The 19,265-nt window shown below is 71.6% G+C and carries 18 protein-coding genes, 1 pseudogene and 1 riboswitch; of the genes and pseudogenes, 8 read left to right on the forward strand and 11 right to left on the reverse strand.

Annotation, left to right across the window (positions count from 1 at the left end; translation table 11 throughout):
* Window position 1: 1 nt before the first annotated feature.
* A complete protein-coding gene (locus tag AB0368_RS01270; protein ID WP_366151736.1) occupies window positions 2-745 on the reverse strand; it encodes an ATP-binding cassette domain-containing protein in 744 nt (247 codons plus the stop codon).
* Between the two features lie 142 nt (window positions 746-887).
* A pseudogene (locus AB0368_RS01275) lies at window positions 888-1,547 on the reverse strand (ABC transporter permease); the annotation flags it as partial.
* On the opposite strand from AB0368_RS01275, the gene AB0368_RS01280 reads away from it, so the two are divergent.
* A complete protein-coding gene (locus AB0368_RS01280) occupies window positions 1,453-1,737 on the forward strand; it encodes a hypothetical protein (protein WP_366151737.1) in 285 nt (94 codons plus the stop codon). The pseudogene AB0368_RS01275 and the gene AB0368_RS01280 sit on opposite strands and share 95 nt — an antisense overlap.
* Here the strand turns inward: AB0368_RS01280 and AB0368_RS01285 are convergent.
* Entirely contained in the window at window positions 1,715-2,731 is a 1,017-nt protein-coding gene (locus AB0368_RS01285; RefSeq protein ID WP_366151738.1) for a substrate-binding domain-containing protein, read from the reverse strand. The two genes, AB0368_RS01280 and AB0368_RS01285, sit on opposite strands and share 23 nt — an antisense overlap.
* A gap of 114 nt (window positions 2,732-2,845) precedes the next feature.
* On the opposite strand from AB0368_RS01285, the gene AB0368_RS01290 reads away from it, so the two are divergent.
* Window positions 2,846-4,045: an ROK family transcriptional regulator gene (locus AB0368_RS01290; RefSeq protein ID WP_366151739.1), complete on the forward strand. Its 1,200-nt coding sequence runs from the start codon at window positions 2,846-2,848 to the stop codon at window positions 4,043-4,045.
* A 14-nt stretch (window positions 4,046-4,059) separates the two neighbouring features.
* Here the strand turns inward: AB0368_RS01290 and AB0368_RS01295 are convergent, their stop codons facing one another.
* Entirely contained in the window at window positions 4,060-4,710 is a 651-nt protein-coding gene (locus tag AB0368_RS01295; protein ID WP_366151740.1) for a hypothetical protein, read from the reverse strand.
* Window positions 4,711-4,776: 66 nt separating this feature from the next.
* Complete coding sequence (locus AB0368_RS01300; RefSeq protein ID WP_366151741.1) at window positions 4,777-5,019, reverse strand: hypothetical protein; 243 nt, start codon at window positions 5,017-5,019, stop codon at window positions 4,777-4,779.
* A gap of 200 nt (window positions 5,020-5,219) precedes the next feature.
* Between AB0368_RS01300 and AB0368_RS01305 the strand changes: the two genes are divergently transcribed.
* The 3 genes from AB0368_RS01305 to AB0368_RS01315 all read left to right on the forward strand — a co-directional run bounded on the left by AB0368_RS01305 (window position 5,220) and on the right by AB0368_RS01315 (window position 7,438).
* A complete protein-coding gene (locus AB0368_RS01305) occupies window positions 5,220-5,450 on the forward strand; it encodes a hypothetical protein (protein WP_366151742.1) in 231 nt (76 codons plus the stop codon).
* Between the two features lie 123 nt (window positions 5,451-5,573).
* Window positions 5,574-6,386, forward strand: a complete 813-nt coding sequence (locus AB0368_RS01310) for a polysaccharide deacetylase family protein (RefSeq protein WP_366151743.1) — start codon at window positions 5,574-5,576, stop codon at window positions 6,384-6,386.
* Complete coding sequence (locus AB0368_RS01315) at window positions 6,383-7,438, forward strand: glycosyl hydrolase (RefSeq protein ID WP_366151744.1); 1,056 nt, start codon at window positions 6,383-6,385, stop codon at window positions 7,436-7,438. Before AB0368_RS01310 ends, AB0368_RS01315 begins: the two co-directional genes overlap by 4 nt.
* On the opposite strand, the gene AB0368_RS01320 is transcribed toward AB0368_RS01315, so the two are convergent.
* The 6 genes from AB0368_RS01320 to AB0368_RS01345 form a co-directional block, all read right to left on the reverse strand.
* Entirely contained in the window at window positions 7,428-8,321 is an 894-nt protein-coding gene (locus AB0368_RS01320) for a tetrahydrofolate dehydrogenase/cyclohydrolase catalytic domain-containing protein (RefSeq protein WP_366151745.1), read from the reverse strand. The two genes, AB0368_RS01315 and AB0368_RS01320, sit on opposite strands and share 11 nt — an antisense overlap.
* Before the next feature lie 15 nt (window positions 8,322-8,336).
* Window positions 8,337-8,418: riboswitch (ZMP/ZTP riboswitch) on the reverse strand.
* A 47-nt stretch (window positions 8,419-8,465) separates the two neighbouring features.
* Entirely contained in the window at window positions 8,466-9,362 is an 897-nt protein-coding gene (locus AB0368_RS01325; RefSeq protein WP_366151746.1) for a hypothetical protein, read from the reverse strand.
* A complete protein-coding gene (locus AB0368_RS01330; RefSeq protein ID WP_366151747.1) occupies window positions 9,359-12,082 on the reverse strand; it encodes a hypothetical protein in 2,724 nt (907 codons plus the stop codon). The genes AB0368_RS01325 and AB0368_RS01330 overlap by 4 nt, the downstream gene beginning before the upstream one ends.
* 61 nt (window positions 12,083-12,143) lie before the next feature.
* On the reverse strand, window positions 12,144-13,529 hold the full coding sequence (locus AB0368_RS01335; protein ID WP_366151748.1) for a glycosyltransferase family 2 protein: 1,386 nt from the start codon (window positions 13,527-13,529) through the stop codon (window positions 12,144-12,146).
* Complete coding sequence (locus AB0368_RS01340; RefSeq protein ID WP_366151749.1) at window positions 13,526-14,491, reverse strand: glycosyltransferase family 2 protein; 966 nt, start codon at window positions 14,489-14,491, stop codon at window positions 13,526-13,528. Before AB0368_RS01340 ends, AB0368_RS01335 begins: the two co-directional genes overlap by 4 nt.
* Window positions 14,492-14,567: 76 nt before the next feature.
* Window positions 14,568-15,584, reverse strand: coding sequence for a glycosyltransferase family 2 protein (locus AB0368_RS01345; RefSeq protein WP_366151750.1), 1,017 nt, complete (start codon window positions 15,582-15,584; stop codon window positions 14,568-14,570).
* 777 nt (window positions 15,585-16,361) lie between these two features.
* On the opposite strand from AB0368_RS01345, the gene AB0368_RS01350 reads away from it, so the two are divergent.
* The 3 genes from AB0368_RS01350 (at window position 16,362) to AB0368_RS01360 (ending at window position 19,265) form a co-directional block, all read left to right on the forward strand.
* Window positions 16,362-17,297: a sulfotransferase domain-containing protein gene (locus AB0368_RS01350; RefSeq protein WP_366151751.1), complete on the forward strand. Its 936-nt coding sequence runs from the start codon at window positions 16,362-16,364 to the stop codon at window positions 17,295-17,297.
* Between the two features lie 79 nt (window positions 17,298-17,376).
* Window positions 17,377-18,291 carry a hypothetical protein gene (locus tag AB0368_RS01355; RefSeq protein WP_366151752.1) on the forward strand — a complete coding sequence of 305 codons (915 nt, stop codon included), beginning with the start codon at window positions 17,377-17,379 and terminating at the stop codon, window positions 18,289-18,291.
* 623 nt (window positions 18,292-18,914) lie between these two features.
* Window positions 18,915-19,265 carry an S-adenosylmethionine decarboxylase gene (locus AB0368_RS01360; RefSeq protein ID WP_366151753.1) on the forward strand — a complete coding sequence of 117 codons (351 nt, stop codon included), beginning with the start codon at window positions 18,915-18,917 and terminating at the stop codon, window positions 19,263-19,265.

The following is a 19,265-nucleotide window of genomic DNA, read 5'->3' on the forward strand; positions in this document are numbered from 1 at the left end:
TTCAGGTGCTCTTGGCGCCGGTGATGAGGGCGACGATCTCCTCGCCCGTGGTCTCCGCCGTGCGGCGTCCGCCCACGCAGCGGCCGGCGCGCATGACCCACACCTGGTCGCTGAGGGCCATCACCTGGACGAAGTTGTGGCTGATGAGCAGTACGGCGTGGCCGTCGTCGCGCAGCTTGCGGATCAGGCCCTCGACCCGCGCGGTCTCCTGGACGCCGAGCGCGGCGGTGGGCTCGTCCATGATCACGAGGCGGGATTCGAAGCCGGCCGCGCGGCAGATGGCCACCGCCTGGCGCTGGCCGCCGGAGAGGCGGCGGACCCGGTTGCGGACCGCGGGCACATTGACGGCGAGCGTGGAGACCATCCGCTGTGCCTCCCGCTGCATGCCGCGCCGGTCGAGCACGGCCACCGGCCCGATCCGGTGCACCATCTCGCGGTTGAGGAAGAGGTTCTGCCACACGGTCAGGTCCTCGACCAGGGCCAGGTTCTGGTGCACGGTCTCGATGCCGGCCTCGCGGGCGTCCTCGGGCGACTTGAAGTGCAGGGGCTCGCCGTCCAGGGAGATGGTGCCGGCGTCGGGCCGGTGGATGCCGGAGATGCAGCGGACCAGGGTGGACTTGCCGGCGCCGTTGTCGCCGACCAGAGCGGTGATCTCGCCGGGTTGCAAGGTGAGGGAGACGTCGACCAGGGCGCGGACGCTGCCGAAGGACAGGGAGACGCCGTCGGCGGAGAGCAGAGGGGTCATTTCTGGAACCTCGTGAGCAGGGCGGCGAGCACCACGACGATGCCGACGGCGAGCGGTTGGTAGAACTGCGAGACGCCGAGCAGGTCAGCCCGTTGGTGAGGGCCGTCAGCAGCAGGGCGCCGATGACCGGGCCGGTGATCGTGCCGCGGCCGCCGAGCAGGCTGACCCCGCCGAGCACCACCGCGGCCACGGAGTTGAGCAGGAACGAGGTGTTGGACGCGGGCTCGGCCGCACCGACGCGGGCGATCAGCAGGATCGCGGCCAGGCCGGCGAGCAGCCCGGAGATGGCGTACACGGCGATCTTGATGCGGCCCGTGCTGATGCCGGTCGCGGTGGCGGCCTCGGCCGATCCGCCGGTGGCCAGCAGGTGCGTACCGAACCGGGTGTGGAAGAGCATGACGTGCGCGATCACCGCGACCACGGCCGCGATGACGACGGTCCAGCCGAAGATGCCCAGCCCGCCGGTCGACAGCCGCAGCAGGAAGGTGTTGATGACGGTGACCGGCTTGCCGTCGGCGAGCACCAGGGCGGCGCCGGACGCGGCCGAGAGCATGCCCAGGGTCACGATGAAGTCGGTGATCTTGCCGCGGGCGATGATGACGCCGTTGACCAGGCCCGCGGCGAGGCCGGTGACGATGGCGGCGAGCATGGCGCCGGCCAGGCCCCAGCCGGAGTAGGTGGCGCCGAAGACCACGGCGGCCAGCGTCATGATCGACGCGACCGACAGGTCGATGCCGCCGGTGGCGACCACGAAGGTCTGCCCGACCGCGAGAACCACCAGGATGGCGGAGGCGATCAGCATCGAGCGGACGTTGCCGCTGCTGAGGAACGTGGGGTTGAGGATCTGGAAGATGATCACCAGTGCGAGCAGGCCCACGAGGGCGGCCCACTCGGCCCAGAAGCCGACGTCCTTGAGGCGGTGGGTCCAGGGTTCGGTGTCGCGCGCGGCGACGGTCGCGGTCGTCATGCTCATCCGCCGATCAGGGCCTTGAAGGGGTCGTCGTAGGTGCCGAACGGCTTCGGCGTGCTGGCGAGCGCCTTGTCGGCGTTCTCCTTGGTGACCAGCTCGACCGGCGCCTCCACGTTGGCGGGCAGCGTCTTGCCGGCCGCGGCCGCCTGGCAGGCCTCCATGCCCATCAGGCCGATCGCGTACGGGTACTGCGCGACGGTGGCGTCGAGCCCGCCGCTCTTGACCGCGGTGATCGCGTCCTTGTTGCCGTCCACGCTGATGATGTGGATCTTGCCGGTCTTCCCGGCGTTGGCGACCGCCTGGGCGACGCCGAGCCCCATGTCGTCGTTGGCGGCGAAGAAACCGGCCAGGTCGGGCTGGGCCTGCATGATGTTGGTGGCCTGGGTGAGCGCCTCCTGGCGTTCCCAGTTGGCCGCGACGGTCTGGACGACCTGGAGCTTGCCGCTCGTCGCCTTGGTGAAGCCGTCGACCCGGGCGCCGCTCGTGACGTCGCCGGCGATCCCGCCGATGGCGGCGACCTTGGCGTTCGCCGGCACCAGGGTGGTCATGTGGTTGCCCGCCTTCTCGCCCGCGGACTCGTTGTTCGTGCCGATGTAGGTGGCCGGCGTGGCGCTGGCGGCCTTCGCGGCGGCCGCGTCGACCGGGCTGTCGATGTTGACGATGGTCTTCTTCTGCGCCCCGAGCTGGGCGATGCCCTGCACCAGGTTGGTGCCGGAGATCGGATTGACGATGTAGCAGGAGAAGTCCTGGCCGGCGAGCGCGGTGAGGCGGTCGGCCTGCCCGGTGGTGTCGGTGATGGAGTTGGCGGCCTGCACGGTCGGGGTGATCCCGGCGGTCGCGCCCTGGTCCTTGATGCCCTGCTCCATCGACTGGAAGAAGGGGTTGTCGAGGCCCTTGATGACGGCGGCGACCTTGGCCGGGCCGCCGGAGCCGCCGCTCGTGCCGGAGTCCGAACCGGACGAGCAGGCGGCGAGCGGGAGGAGCGCGGCGAGGGACGCCGCGGCGATGCGTCGCATGAGGGGGTTCCTTCCGGGGGGTGGTTTCGCTTGATTAGATGCTCGACTTATGACGGCTGTCAAGCAAAAGACGGCAGTCTTTCGTATAGTGACTAGACGTAATAGGATCGGAGCGTGAGCATTAGTCCCCCGGTAGCCGGGACCCCCGGCGCGGGCCTCGGCGAGGTCCTGGCCCTTTTCCGCGCGCAGCCCAGCCTCACCCGGGCCGACGTCATGCAGCAGACCGGCCTGTCCCGGTCGACGGTCAACCAGCGGCTCGACGCCCTGCTGGCGGCCGAGCTCGTGGTCCCGCGCGGCGAGGGGTCGCCCACCGGCGGCCGGCCGGCCAGCCGGTTCGCGTTCCACAGCGACCGCGGGGTCCTGCTCGTCGCGGACATCGGCGCCACGGGCATGCGGACGGCGTTGTGCAACCTGCGCGGCGAGGTCGGTGCCGAGCAGGAACGGGCGATGGACGTGGCCGCCGGCCCGGAAGCCGTGCTCAGCGCCGCGCACGAGATGTTCACCGCGCTGCTCGCTGCGGCCGGACGTTCCCCCGCCGACGTGCACGGCATCGGCATCGACGTGCCGGGGCCGGTCGACTTCGACAGCGGGCAGGTGGTCAGCCCGCCGATCATGAGCGGCTGGGACCGCTTCCACATCCCCGGGTGGTTCGCCGGCCGCTACGCCTGCCCTGTCCTGGTCGACAAGGACGTCAACGCCATGGCGTTCGGGGAGCACCGCTGCGTCCACCCCGAGGTCCGCCAGCTGCTGATGCTCAAGGTCGGCACCGGCATCGGCGCGGGAATGATCATCGGTGGCGAGGTCTACCGCGGGGCCGACGGAGCGGCCGGCGACATCGGGCACATCCAGCTGGCCGTCGGGGACACCGAGAGCGAGCCGCTGTGCCGGTGCGGCAACTCGGGGTGCGTCGAGGCGTACGCGGGCGGCTGGGCCCTGGTGCGCGACCTGCGGGCGGCCGGCCGCGACGTCTCGTCCGTCGACGACGCGGTGACGCTGATCCGCACCGGCGACGTGACCGCGGTACGGCTGGCCCGCCGCGCCGGGCGCATCATCGGCCACGCCATCGCCGACTCGGTCAGCCTCTTCAACCCGCGTGTGATCGTGATCGGCGGCCAGCTGGCGCGCATCGAGGAGCAGCTGTTCGCGGGGATCCGGGAGATGGTCTACAAGCGGTCGCTGCCCCTGGCGACCCGCAACCTCGAGATCGTCGCGACCAGGCTGGACACCCGCTCCGGGCTGGTCGGGCTGGCGATGCTGCTCGCCGACGACATCTTCGCCCCGGAGCGGGTAGGTGCGCTGATCGGCCGGGGCTGATCAGCGCACGCGCTCTACAGACCTAGCCGCAGCGCCGCGACGCCGGCCGGCGACAGCGGTCGCGCGGTGGCCCGCAGCAGGTCCGCATGGATCATGACCGGCAGCTGGGTGCCCAGCGCGCACAGGGCCGGGTAGTGGTCGAGCACGTCGCGGTGGCTCAGCGCACCGACGCCGATCAGCAGGCCGTTCACCGCGCTCGGCGTACGGGCCAGCTCCGCGCACAGCTCCATGCGCCACACCGGGTCGTCGACGTGCGCGGCGAACTCGCGCGCGATCCTGTTGCCGACCGAGCAGGTCTCCTCCGGTGCGGCATGCCGGCCGGAGGGCGCCAGCACCGGCGCCAGGCGCACCGCGACTCCGAGCCGGAGCGCCAGCTCCGGGAGGGTGAGCACCTCGAGGCCGAAGGAACAGGTGTCGCAGAGCCGCTGGAAGGTGTCGGCGTGCACCACGACCGCCTGTCTCGGGCAGCTCGCGGTCGGCCCGCACACGGTGTCCATGATGATCTCGGCCAGCCGCCCCGACTCGTCGAAGCGGCCGACGCCGAAGAACATGGCCGGTACCTCCCGGTAACGGGCGAGGGCGGCCCGTTCGCTGCCGTAGCCGTCGGGATCCACTCCGATGCGCGGTACGCCGTGCTGCGCATGGAGCTGGATGAGTCGGAACATCCTGGTCACCCCCGGGTGGGTCGAAGAGCTGTGCAACCCGGGGTACGCGCCACGAGGTCCGACGGTTCATTCCTTACGCTGAGTATAAGAAAAGTTGCCCTTTTGGCGCTGAGCCGTCAGGCGGAAGCAGTCGAACGTGACTGCGTGTAGCGCATAGGTCGCGGCGGTGAGCACGGCGAGCATGCCGGCCAGAATCACGATCAGCTCGCCGTCCAGGGCGCGCCAGGCGGTCGGCAGCGCCATGAGGCCGAGCACGAGGCCCGCCTCGCAGGCGGCCTCGGCGAGGCGGCGCGCACGGTCTGATGTCATGGTCATCACCTTGCCGTCACCGAGGGTGCGCGCGCTTCCCTCCGCAGCCGGATCGGCGCCTATGACTTTCGGCAGAGCCCTTTCGTCCCCGGTCCGGGGCAAAAAACCCGAAAGGCCGCATCGGGTACGCGTACCGCCTAGCGTGGGACAGGTCGCCCCGTTCCGGCGGCGACCTCCCGCCACCGGCGAAAGGTGACCCCATGACCGTGCAGATCCCCGCCGCCCGGTACGACGACCTCGCCGAGACCCTGGCCGTCCGGATCGAACGGCGGCTGGCCGCGCTCGCCGACGAGTTGGAGCACGCGGGCGTCGTCGCGTACGAGGCGGACCGGGGTCTCGCGACCCGGGGCGGCGTGGTGAGAATGACCGTCGCCGATATGTCCGCGGTCGTCGCCGCGGTCGTGCTGGACACTGGGCAAACCGCCCCGTAACGTGGCCTGAGCGGCGCGGATGTGGCGCCGCCCGGCCCTGCGACACCAGCGCGACGAACCACGAAGCTTGCCGGGTCCACGACCGATAATGGTCATGTCCGGAAGCGCGTGGGAGGGGTTGCGGTGACCGTCACGGCGCCGTCGGCGTGGGAGACCATGCCGGCGTTGATGTACCACTCCGTGTCCGCGGTCGCCGGCCCGATGCGCGACCTGGCCGTGCCGCCGGAGCGGCTCGCCGAACAGCTTTCCGCGCTGACCGCGGCCGGCTATCGGCTCGTCGGGCTCACCGAGGCGCTGGACCTGCTCGAACAGGGCTGCCCGGACCGGCTGATCGCCGTCACCTTCGACGACGGCTACCGCGACTTCCTCACCGAGGCCGTCCCGGTGCTCGCCGAGGCCGGCGCCGGCGCCACCCTCTATGCGTCCGTCGGGCACCTCGGCGAGTACGCCGACTGGCTGGGCCGCTGGTCCCCGGACTTCGGCAAGCTGCTCACCTGGGACGAGCTGGCCGAGGTCGCCGACGCCGGCATCGAGATCGGCAACCACAGCCTGGTCCACCACCCGCTCGACGTCCTGCCCGCCGCCCAGCTGCTCGAGGAGACCGTCCGCAGCAAGGACGAGCTGGAGCAGCGACTCGGCCGGCGGGTGCGCAGCTTCGCGTACCCGCACGGCTACAACGGCGCCAAGGTGCGGGCCGCCGTGCTCGCCGCCGGGCACGACAACGCCACCGAGGTGGGCCGGCGGCTGCACACGCCGGGGGAGCGCCGCTTCGCCGTACCCCGGTTGCAGCCGACCCCGGACCTGACCGGCGCCGAGCTCGTGGCCCTGGTGGCCGGCGGGGGCTCGCCGCTGGTGCCGCGGCTCAAGCAGCTCGCGCAGCCCGGCTGGCGGGCCGTCCGCCGGCTGGCCCGGGCCGCCGGCCGGAACCTGACATGAGTCCCTCGCACCGCGCGCCCCGCCGCAAGCTGAGCCGCCGCCAGGTGCTGGGCTTCGCCGCGCTCGCGGCGGTGCCGGCGGCCACCGTGACCGCGCTGCAGATCCGCCCGGACGACGGGCCCGCGGAGGCGACCAGCTCTCCCGGCCGGCCGGCCACCGGAGCCCCGCGCGCGTCGGCTGCTGCCCCGCCGGCGGTGGTGACCAAGGGCGGCGGCACGGTGCCGTTCCGGCCGGGCAAGGCGATGCTCGGCGCGTATCTCGACCTGTCCGGCACCACCCGTGCCCAGGCGCAGAAGTTGCGCCGCGAGCAGATCGGCCGCGACGAGCGGATCCTGAACGTGTTCTACGACTGGGACGACCTGCTGCCGCGCTCGATCGACGGGCTGCCGGAGCACGCGTTCCCCATGGTGTCCTGGCGCGGCACCCGCTACGCCGATATCACCTCCGGCGCGAGCGACGACCTCATCGCCCGCGCCGCCCGCCGGCTCAAGAGCATCGGCCGCCCGCTGCTGCTGCGCTGGGGCTGGGAGATGAACGGCGACTGGTACGACTGGGGCGCCGTCCGCAACGACAAGAACGCCAAGGGCTTCGTCGACTCCTGGAAGCGGCTGCACCGGATCTTCGGCGAGCAGGGCGCGGACAACGTCGCGTGGGTGTGGAGCCCCAACTGGAACTCGTCACCGGTCGCCGACTGGAACACGTACGCCGCCCTGTACCCCGGGGACAAGTACGTCGACTGGGTCGGTGTCTCCGGCTACAACCTGCACCACGAGAACCCCGAGACGCTGTTCGGCCCCATCTACCGCTCCTACGCCGCCCGCAAGCCCATCCTCATCACCGAGGTCGGTGCCGTGGACCGCGGGGGCCGGACCAAGGCGGACTGGATCACGCTGTTCGCCGACTGGGTCACCGCGCACCCGGCGGTGGGCGGGGTGACCTGGTTCGACACCGACACCCACCCCGGGTACACGGAGAAGTGGCGCATCGACACCGACGCCGAGTCGCTCAAGGCGTACGTGGCGATGGCGAAGAGCGCCCGCTTCAGCGGTTGACGCCGGCCGCCTTCTCCGCCGCCTCGATCGCGTTGCGGAACAGCATGGCGACCGTCGTCGGGCCGACCCCGCCGACGCGCGGGGTGATGGCCCCGGCGACCCCGGCGACCTCCTCCGCCACGTCGGGCAGCAGGCGGCGGCCCTCGTAGCGCACGCCCGCGCCGATCACGGTGGCCCCGGGGCGCACGTGCTCGGGCTGGATGATGCCCGGCACACCCGCGGCGGCGACGAGGATCTCGGCCCGCCGGGTGTACCGCTGCCAGTCCGGCACGCCGGTGTGCACCACCGTCACGGCCGCGTTCGCCGTCGGGCGCTTCTGCGAGAGCAGCATGGCCAGCGGCCGGCCGATCGTGGCGCCGCGGCCGAGGATCACCACCTCGTGCCCGGCCACCGGGATCTCGTGGTGCGCGAGCAGCGCCTCGATGCCGGCCGGCGTGCACGGCCGGGGCCCGGGCAGCCCGACGGAGAGCCGGCCGAGGTTGAGCGGGTGCATGCCGTCGACGTCCTTGTCCGGGTCGACGGTCATGAGCGCGGCGTCGTAGTCGATGTGCGCGGGCGGCGGGTACTGGATCAGCAGGGCGTGCACGTCCGGGTCGGCGTTGAGCCGGTCGATGACCCTGTGCAGGTCGTCCTGGGTGGCGGTGGCCGGCAGGTGCTCGTGCGGGGAGACGAAGCCCAGCTCCGCCGCCTGGCGCTGCTTGATCCGGATGTATCCGGCGCTGGCGTCGTCGTCGCCGACCAGGATCGTGGCGAGCGAGGGCTGGACGCCACCCTCGCGCAGCTTGGCCGCCCGCTGTGCGACGTCGGCCAGGACCGCGTCGGCGACGGGCTTGCCGGGCAGGAGCCGGGCCTCGTGAGCCGGCGCCTCAGGGCTTTCGGACATGCGCGTCTCCCAGAGCGTGGGCACCCAGGCGGACGGCGCCCACGACGTGCTCCCCGATGGTGGTCCATCCTCGATGCCGCCAGTCGCGTGTCGCGGACAAGTATGCCGTGCGTCGCCGCGAGCACCGAAGGGGTGTCACCCGCGCTATTCGACCGCGCTGATGTACAGGGTGCGGAAGGCGGCGGTGTCACCCGCCCGGTAGAGGCCGACGGTCATCCGCTGGTCGCCCGGCAGGGTCAGCTGCTCGCTCCAGGTGCCGTCCCCGGCCGGCGCGATCACCCGGCGGGTCGGCGTGGTCCCGGCCGTCCCTCTCACCGTCAGCGTGTACGGGCCGTCCGAGGCGACCAGCCCCGACGCGGACACCGCCACGACCCGGTTGCCCGACGCGTCCACCGGCCCGGAGGGGGCGGCGGAGAGGGCGGTCACCGTTGTCTCGTACGTCTCCCGCGACGTGCCGAACGACAGCCAGCTGGCACCGCCGAGCACCGCGAGAACCAGCGCCAGCGGCAGCAGCTGCCTCACCAGCCGGCTGCGCTGAGCCTTCTCGTCGGCGGCCGCCTGTTCCTCGTCCTCCGGTGGCACCACGGACATGACGATCGTCCGGGCCTCGGCCATCACCGTCGCGTCCCGGGGGGTGAGGTCGATGCGGGACCGCCGCTCGCCGACCGGCCGGGGTTGCTCCTCGGTGGCGGCCGGGGCGGCCAGGGCCCCCTTCGGCAGCAGCAGCGGGACGGCGAGCGCGATGAGCGTCAGGCTGCCGGTCGCGAGGGTCCAGGACAGCCGGTCCAGCGGGACGCGGCACAGGTAGATCAGCAGGCCGGCGACGACCAGCACGGCCATGCTCAGCGCCGGGGCCAGCACGGTGCGCTCGACGGCGGTGAGCGTACGGCGGCTGAACAGGGCACCGGTGACCGCGATGCCCGGCAGCACGAAGGCCAGTAGCAGGCCGCCGGCGACGGTCAGCGGCTTCGGCCCGGCCAGGACGGCCACGGCGGCGGCGACGGTGAGCCCGGCGACGACCCGGGTGAGCAGCGTGTTCACTGGGCCCCCATGCGGTAGACGCGGACGGTGCCGTTGTCGTAGAGCCGGTCGACCCCGGTCAGCGAGTCGAACTTGGCGATCTGTGTCGTGGTCAGCGGCCGGGTGATGGAGCCCGCGTTCGGGTCGTTCTCGAAGTACGCCTCGCCCTCGGGCAGCTGCTCCGACAGGCGCTTGTCCACCACGAGGTACTGGATGGCGAGGTCGGAGACGAACTGGTCCTCCGCCAGGCCCCAGTCGTCGGCGTAGTAGAGCGGGCCGACCTCGCGGACCGGGTCCTGCCGGCCGTACGTGGACGCCAGCGACACCGACGTGACGTCACCGCCGATCCGGTTCCGCGGCCCCAGGCTGCGCCGCTCCCAATCGGCGGCGTCCACGCCGTACACGTCGACCGACCGCTCGAAACCGCCGGCCAGGTACGGGCCCGGCAGGATGGAGCCGAGCGGCGGCCAGCCACCGGCCCGGGCGCCGATCATCAGCAGGGTGATCATCGCCGAGCCGGCAGCGACCCGGCTGTACAGGTTCCAGCCGCCGGGCGCGATCACGTCGATCGCCGGCGCGGCGGCCCGCCAACGGTGCCCCTCGGCGTCCTTGGCCGGGATGATCTGCACGCCGCGGACCAGCGCGATCGCGGCCAGGATCGAGATCGGCACGTACGTGAAGGTGGAGAGGCGACCGGCGATCTCCGGGCCGTTCTGCCCAAGGAAGCGCACGCCGTTGCCGGCGAAGAAGACGGCGCCGCCGATGACCGCCGCCCACCGCCAGGAGTCCCGGTCCCGGCGGTGGATCATGTCGCGGACCAGCGCGGCGTAGAGCACGAAGAGCCCCAGCAGGCCGGTGCCCTGCACGAGCAGCTGGCCGACGCTGACCGACGCCGTGGTGGACGACGCCTCCGAGCGGCCGTTGATCAGGTTCGAGATGGTCTGCCCGACCTGCTCCACCGGCGCTTCGAGATAGCCGACCACGTCGCGGGCCACGGTGAGCATCCAGACGGCAACCACGACCATGGCCACCGCCGGCATCACCAGGGCGGTCCAGCGCCGCGGCCGCTGCACCGTGAGCTCCACCACGGCGAGCATGAGCAGCGTGATGAACAGGGCGAACGCGGTGACGTGGTGGCTGACCGTGGTGAGCGCGGCCGAGCAGATCGCCAGCGTCAGGAACTGCCGGCCGCCCTCGGCCCGCCACCGCCGGGTCGCCCAGATCGTCAGCATGAAGAACGGCAGCGCCGCGGTCTGGTAGAGGAACATCGAGTTGAAGAACAGATAGTGCAGGGCTGTCGCGTACGTCGCACAGCAGACGCCGGCGACGGCGGGGGAGTTGCTCGCCCGCAGCACCGCCGCGAACAGGACCGCGACGAACACGAGGTGCGCCACACCGGCCACGACGACGCCCGCCGCGGTCACCGGCAGGCCGGTCATCGACGTCACGGCGGCGCCCATCTCCGCGAGCCCGGGGAAGTGCACGGCCGGCGGGAGGGCCGGGTTCGGCTGGAACAGCTTTCCCGACTCCACGATGACCGTCGTCGCCAGCCAGTGCTGGAGCTCGTCGGGGAAGCGGAACTGGTCCGGGCTGTACATCCACTTCAGCAGGTACTGGTGCAGCGCCAGCCCCATGACGAGCAGGAACGACTCGGCGACCCCCGCCATGCGGCGGCTGAGCAGCCGGATCACCACAGGGGTGAAGACCACGACCTGGCCGCCCCAGTACGCGTACGGCGCGTTGCCGGTGCTGACCCGGCCTCCGGCGTAGGCGAGCGCCACCATGAGCACGCCCAGCGCGGAGATCGTCAGCACCGCGGGGGCGTGGCCCAGGTCGGGCAGCTCGCGCCGGGGACGGGCGGGTTTGGGCGCCCGCCCGGGGTCGGCCGTGGTGGCGGCCGGCGCGGCGGCCTTGGCGGGCTTGCCTGCCTTGGCTCCCGGCACGACGGGGATGATGGCGGTGACGACCTCGGTGGGCGGGGCGACCGTCGCGGCGGGCAGCACCATCGTGTCGTCGGCCCGCGGCCGGAGCACCACGGTCTCCTCGCCGGCGTCCCGCGCCGGCCTCGGCTTGGCCGGGGCGGGGGGTGTCTTCTTGACCGGCGCCGGCAGCACGACCGTGTCCTCCGGCGACGGTCCCATGGGCTTCGCCGGCTCCGCCGGCTTCGCTGGGGCCGTCGTCATGATGACCGTCTTGTCGGGATCGTCCTCGGTCGTCCGGCCGCTGGGCAGCTGCATGACGACGGTCTTGTCCGGGTCGGTCTCACCCTCGACCTGAGGTGGAGGCTTCTCGGTCTCACCCTCTACCTCAGGTTCAGCCTTCGGGTCGTTCTGCTCCTCGTCGCTCAGGACCATCGTCGGCTCGTCCTGATCGGGGATCGGCTTCTTCGGCACGCCCGTGGTCGTCTGGATGTCGGCGTGGGCCGAGGGCTCGGCGCCCGCAGGGGCTGCCGGGCGTACCCGGGCCGGAACCTGGGGTGCTGCGGACCGTCCCTGGTCGTCGTCCTGGGCCCGCGCCGGCTCGGCCGCGCGCTGCTCGGGCATGGGTTCGGCCTCCCCGGCCTGGTCGGGGGCCCCGGACGGGTCCGTCGCGTCGTTCGGGGCCTCGAAGTGCTGGATCGAGGTCATGGGTACGGCCGGGCGCAGTGCCGGCTCGCCGGGTTCCGGGTCGGGCACGGTCAGCATCCGGCCGCCGCCCCGCGTCGCGGACGGGCGGCGTGCCGGATCCTCACCATTCGCCACATATGTTCCGAGAATGCCCCGTGCTCGGGCGACTGTCCGGGGAACGGCGGAGTCACCACGATCAGCGGCTGCTCCGGGCCTTGGCCCGGGCCGCCCGCCGGCCCTTCAGGTACGCCCGCGGACCCGCCAGCATGCCGCGCCGGTTGGCGGTCAGCAGCTCGCGCGGGAAGTCCTCGCGCAGGGTGGAGACGCGCAGGCTGTCCTTGCTCGTCAGGTCGCGCAGCGCGCCCGGCGCCAGCTTCAGCAGCGGCCACAGCAGCCCGGGGCGCTTCATCAGCAGGCTCGTGTACGCGGCGGTCAGTCCCGCGCCGTACCCGACCATCTGCTTGTGCAGGCCCTCGAAGTCGCGCCGGTGGTAGTGGTGGGTCACCGCCGTGGGCTGATAGACGATCGTGCCGCCGGCCACCAGCACCTGCGTGAAAGCGAGGGTGTCCTCCGAGCCCATGGCGGGCGTGCCCGCACCCAGCGCGGTGTCCCAGCCGCCGATGCGCTCGATGACGCCGGGGCGGAAGGTCATGTTCGCGCCCGTGCCGAAGGGCGGCAGGGGGTACAGCGGGCTCTGGATGTGCGCGGTCGCCGGGCTGAACACGTCCGGCTTGAACCCGCGGCCCTTGCTGTGGCCGCCGAACTGCTCGAACCACAGCTGCGCCTGCGTCTCCAGCTCGGCCGGCACGATCACGCCGGAGACCACGTCGGCCTCCGGGTGGTCGGCCAGGGCCCGGGCGATCTCGGCGAGCCACTGGGGGTCGGCGTACTCGTCGTCGTCGATCCAGGCGAGGATCTCGCCGGGCGCGGCGGCGACGGCGGCGTTGCGGGCGAACGACAACCCGGCCTTCGGCTCCACCAGGTAGGTGACCGGCCCGCGGCGGGCCGCCGAGCGGACCACCTCGGCGGTCGCGTCGGTGACCGGCGCGTTGTCCACGACGAGCACGCGGAAGTCCGGGTACGCCTGGGCGAGCAGGCTGTCGAGGCAGCGGGCGAGCGCGCCGGGCCGCTCCCGGGTGCAGATCACCACCGTGATCGGCGGGGCGCCGGCGAGCACCTCGCGGCGCCGGGCCAGGAAGGCGGGCTCGGTCGCCGGGGTGATGCCGTCGACCGGCAGGGCGGTCAGCCCCAGCTCGGCGAGGCGCGGCGCGAGCGTGCCGCCCAGTTCGGCTCCGATCGCGGCGGCCAGGTCGGCCGGGCACAGACCCTGCTCCGGTACGTCGGTCAGCACGGTGCCCAGCGGCTCGGTGAAGAGCCGGACCAGCACCCACGCCTGGCGGACCCGGCGCCCGTCGGGGCCCACGGCGGCGATCGCCTGCAGCGGGTCCGCGAGGTCGACGTCCAGGACGACGGCCGGGCGGACGTCACCGGTGGCCTCGAACGCCGGGGCGGTGATCATCTCGTCGGCCCGCAGCGCCGGCTCCCACGCCTTGCGGTTGACGCCGTTCAGGCGGGCGGTCATCGGGCCGCCCCGATCGCTTCGGGCCGGTGCTCGGTGCGCCGGGCGGACACGGTCTCCACCACGCCGCCCCATCCGGCGGCGGCGACGCCGGCGAGCACCCCGCCGGCCTTGAGGACGTGGTGGCCGCCCCGTCCGCGCCCGGCGGCGAGGAGGTTGCGCAGCACGGCCTTCGGCAGCGAGCGCAGGTAGTCGCGCTCGGAGCCCAGGCTCTGCGAGCCGTCGAGCAGGCCGGCCATTGCCACCTTGCCGCGGCCTTCGGCGTAGCAGCGGCGCACGAACCAGGAGAAGGTGGAGCGGGCGGCGGGCACCTCGTGGCGGATCACCGCGTCCGGGACGTACATCCAGTGGCCGTCGCTCAGGGCGCTCATCCGCAAACACAGCTCGGTGTCCTCGGGGCGGTTCTGGCTGCCCAGCTTGCCGAAGCCGGTGCGGAAGCCGCCGACCGCCAGGAACGCGTCGCGGCGTACGACCATGCCTGCCGACCAGACGTTGCGGACCCGGCTGGTGGTGGTGGGCAGCCCGGCGTACGAGCCGCCGACGGCCCAGAGGAACTCCTCGGGCATCCAGCGCGGCTCGGTGCCCTCCCAAGCCGGGGCGATGCCGCCGCCGGCGCCGATCACGCGGGGGTCGGTGAACGGGGCGACCAGGTGCCCGAGCCAGTCGGTGTCCATGGCCACGTCGTCGTCGACGAACGCGATCAGCGAGGTCGAGGTGTGGAACGCACCGGTGTTGCGGTTGCCCGACACGCCCTGGTTGTAGAGGTTCTCCAGGACCGTCACGCCGCCCAGGTCGCGCCGGGCCCGGCGGTACAACGCCGGGTTGTGGTCGACCACGACGACGATCTCGGCCGGGGTGTACTGCTGGCACTTCACGGCCGCGACGGTCCGTACGAGCGACGCCCAGCGCTGCTCGCTGTGGGTCGGGATCACGATGCTGACGGCGGGGCGGGGGGTGGATTCCACGGGGGGTGCTCCTCGAGCGCAGGTGGTGAGCGGGGATGACGGCCGGGCGCGCAGGCGGGACGTCCTGCGTGCGGCGTCAGTCCTCGCGGGTGGAGCGGGCCTGCAGGGCCTTGATGTCGTCGGTACGCCGGGTGCCGACCTCGTCGCGGCGCAGGCCACGGTTGAGGTGGGCGACGTGCTGGCGCGAGTCCGCGGCGGGGGTGACGCCGGCGGCCGGCGGCCGGTTGACGACCTTGTTCAGAGCGTGGGTCGGCGCGGTGTTCGACGGCGTGGCGGTGGGGTGCTGGTGCACCACGACGCCGGTACGGGTGGCACCGCTGCGGCGCAGGCGGCGCATCCGGCCGTACTCGCTGAAGATCGTCCGCAGCACCCGGAAGCCGTCGCGGAAGGTGTTCAGGTTGCTCTGGCCGTGGATGCGGGCGTGCTCGATGCTGCCGACCTCGCCGACCTCCATGCCGTCCGCGGCGGCCCGGATGTTGATCATCGTCTCGATCTCGAACCCGTCGCCCCACAGCTTGGAGCCGTCGTTCGGGCGCGGCAGGCCGGTGTCCGGCAGGTCCAGCACCGGCACCACCCGGCGCCAGAAGGCGTTGTAGCCGTAGCACAGGTCGGTGAACTTGGTCCCGAACAGCACGTTGACCACCAGGTTCAGCCCGTCGTTGCCGAGCTTGCGCAGCTTGGTGATGTCGTGGCTGTGGCCGCCCTTGGAGAACCGCGAGCCCTTGACGAAGTCGGCGCCGCCGACGAGCTGCTCGACGAAGAGCGGGATCTCGGCCGGGTCGGTGGAGCCGTCGGCGTCGATCATCACGATGACGTCGCCGGTGCAGGCGGCGAAACCGCAGGCCAGTGCGTTGCCCTTACCGGTACGGGTCTGCTGCACGATCACGACGTCCGGGCGCAGCTCGCGCGCCACCTCGACGGTGCGGTCCACGGAGCCGCCGTCGACGACGATCACCTCGTTGATGCCCTCGGGAAGCTTCGCGAAGACATGCGGCAGGTTCCGCTCCTCGTTCAAAGCCGGGATGACGACACTCACCGTCGGTGACGACGTGTCGTTACGCGGCGTATTGCCGGGGGACGTGGCGTGCGGCATGTGGATCCCTTCGGGGCGGCAGACGCGACAGAATCGGAGGTTTCCGGGGGCAGAAACCCAAGTCGCTCGCTTCTGATGACAAATCTAGCGCCACGCTACGTAGCGTCAACTAACTAAAGGGCCAGGGTGACAATCTCCATACGTTGAACCCCAACCATACGTATGAGCAGGGGCTATTCACACGGGCAACAAGATCGTCCTGTCGCCCCATCAGTCACAGCGCGTAATGGACACTCGGGCATCGGCGACCACAGAATGGTCGCGAGGGGTCATTTCGGTAATTGGCGTTCGACAGGGAAACACCGAAGGCGATAATTACCAAGTCGGATTTATGATAGTGATCCACCTCACTTTGGGTAGTTATTACGATGCGTGAGGTCAAGGTTGCAGGACGGTTGTATCGGCGTGGCACGGGCACGAATGGCGGTCGATCCCTACGCTGTGACCATGACGAGCCGCCGGCCGAGAGCCGCTGCCGCGAGCCGACCGCACGGTGCGTGATCCGGTGATGACGACGGCAGCGTTGTGTGTCTGCGGCCATGAGCGTACGGCTCACGAACACCACCGCCGGGGCACCGACTGCGCCCTCTGCGGGCCCGAGGTGTGCCCGCGATTCCGCCGTCGGGCCTGGTGGCGTCTCCGCGCCTGAGCGCACGGGCGCCGCTCGCAGGGTGGACACCTGCTTCCCAAAGCCTACTAGCTCTGTAGGCTCACTTGTACTTCGCCGGGTGCCGTACCCCCCGTACGGCGCCGTGCCTGGCACGAGGAGGGAACCCCATGCCACTCCCAGACTTCCTGATCGCGGGCGTACCCAAGGCCGGCACCACCGCCCTGCACGCTGCGCTGGTCCGGCATCCCCAGCTCTTCCTGCCGGCGGTCAAGGAGCCCAAGTTCTTCCTCACCGACGGCCGGCCGCCGACGACCGGTGGCCCGGGCGACGTGCAGACCTATCAGGAGCACGTGTGGCGCCGTGCCGACTACGAGGCGCTGTTCGACCCGGCGCCGGCCGGAACGCTGAAGGGCGAGGCCACCCCCTTCTACCTGTACGACCACAGCACCCACCTGCGCATCCACGGCCTGGTGCCCGGTGTACGGCTGATCCTGCTCCTTCGTGACCCGGTCGACCGGGCGCACTCCAACTGGACGCACCTGTGGAACGCCGGACTGGAACCGGAGGCCGACTTCCTCACCGCCTGCCGCGCCGAGCCGGAGCGCAGGGCCGCGGGCTGGGCGGACTTCTGGCACTACGTCGGCCTCGGCCTGTACGGGCGCCAGGTGCAGCACCTCTTCAAGGTCTTCCCGCGCGAGCAGGTGCTGCTGCTGCGCTACCGCGAGCTGAAGGACGCGCCGGCCGCCACCCTCGACCGGGTCTGCGAGTTCCTCGGGGTGCGCACCGGTGCGCTGCGCGACATCCCCAAGGAGAACGTCAACCGGCACGTGGTCGAGGACACCACGGTCAACGGGGTGCTGAGAGGTCTGCTGCGCGCGGGTGGCGCCTTCGGGCACCGGTTCCCCGTGCCGTTGCGGCTCGCCGCCCGGGGGCCGCTGCTCACGCTGCTGCACCGCAAGCGGGGCAACCGGCCGGTCACCACCCCGGCCGAGCGGGCGGCGCTGCTGCCCCTGTTCGCCGACGACATCGCGCTGCTCCAGGACGTCACGGGGGAGCGCTACGACGACTGGCTGTCGGTGGACCGACACGCCAGCGCTTCCTAATCCCTATCTGGTCCATAGATGATGCACACTTGACCGCATACTCTTCGCTGTGCCGACGACGCCACGAAACGGAGCTGCCTTGTCCATCGGAACCCACACCCTGTCGCTGCCTGGCTGGGAGGACTCGACCGTGGTGGTCGAGCCGCCCGGTGACGAACCGGGTGCGTGGGCGGGCGCGCCATCCTCGATCGTTGCAGACGGTGACGTCTATCTTGCGTACCGTCTCCGGCTGCCGATCGGGGAGGGGCGCGGCATCTCCAACGTCATCGCCCGGTCGAGCGACGGCGTGACCTTCACGGTCGTTGCCACGGTGGACAAGGACCGCTTCGGAGCGGAGTCGCTGGAGCGCCCGGCCCTCGTACGCACCCCCGAGGGCCGGTGGCGGCTCTACGTCAGCGCGGCGACGCCCGGCACCAAGCACTGGCGGGTCGAGCTGCTCGAGGCCGACACCCCGGAGGGCCTGGAGACCGCGTCGCCGCGGACCGTCCTCGCCGGCGACGAGACGGCCGGCGTGAAGGACCCGGTGGTGCACCACGACGAGCACGGGTGGCACCTGTGGGCCTCGGTGCACCCCCTCGAATCCTGGGACGACGCCGACCGGATGACCACCGAGTACGCGACCAGCCCGGACGGCGTGCACTGGACGTGGCGCGGCACGGCGCTCGCGGGGCGCCCCGGCCGGTGGGACGCGCGCGGTGTGCGGGTGTCGTCGGTCTCCGTCGAGGGCGACACGATCCTGGCCGCGTACGACGGCCGCGCGACGGCGGGGGAGAACTGGGAGGAGCGCACCGGCGTGGCCCGCGGCGTCCGCCTGCCCGACGGTAGCTTCGGCGAGCTCACCGCCGAGGACGGCGAGCCGCTGGGCAGCCCGCACGCCCCCAACGGGCTGCGCTACCTGAGCCTGGTGGCGCTTCCGGACGGGCGCCGGCGGCTGTACTACGAGGCGACCCGTGCCGACGGTGCGCACGACCTTCGTACGGAACTGTCCTACTGAGAGCGACGTCACCCGGGCCGCCCCCCGAGGCCGGCCGTGATCCACTTCGCCTAGCGTCGATGGCATCACGCCCGGTCCTCCGGTGCCCGCCCTAAAAGCGGCGGCTGCGAATCCGAGTGACCACCCATGGCGGAGCCCGTCCCACAAGGACGTGCTCCGCCATGTTTGCTTTGGCGGCACTACTGCGCGTGTGCCGGTCAACGACCCCCTACTCACCGTGCCTGCACCCGTCTCCGGGCTGCGCAGTGAAGCCGTCGCGCACCGTAATCACAGTTGACGGTGATCTGCGCCACTGGGTCGTGTCGACCATGTGATCCCCGTCCTTGATCGCCCTCGGCGGGATGATCCGTTGCCCCCGGCCGGTTCTGGTTGATCGACGCTCGCATAGTCCGGAACCGCTGGGGCACCACGAGACAGCCGGGGCCGCTGGGGCGAAGAACGCCCCCAATTCGCCTCGGGCCGGCGGATGCCGAACCCGGCCGCGGGTCTCGGCGCAGGGTTGACGCTGCGTCATGAAGCGCTACATTCGTAACAAGTCCCGCCAAGCTCCCGAAACGGACTCGCTCTGACTGCTGGTGACGGCATCTGACAGCGGAGAGTCACATCCCCCGGTAAGGATTCACATGCTCGACTTCAAGGACCTCGCCCCGGCCATCCACCGTCAGCGCATGGTCGTCGAGGGCTACCCGACGTTCGTGATCACCGACGCGCACATCAAGGACTATCTGCAGCAGCTCTCGGACGTCACCGACATGATCACGATCATCGAACCGGTGACCCACGTCAGCGAGCTGTACGGCTGGGCCGGCTGGATCCACTGGGAGACCTCGGGCGCCCACTTCTACTCCTGGGAGCGCCCGATCTCGTTCTTCAGCGTGGACATCTACACCTGCAAGGCGTTCGACCCGCAGAAGGTCCTCGAGTTCACCCGCGAGTACTTCCGCACGACCGAGATCGTCGCCAAGGAGTTCTGA

It is taken from the genome of Actinoplanes sp. NPDC051475 (assembly GCF_040689425.1).
GTDB lineage: Bacteria > Actinomycetota > Actinomycetes > Mycobacteriales > Micromonosporaceae > Actinoplanes.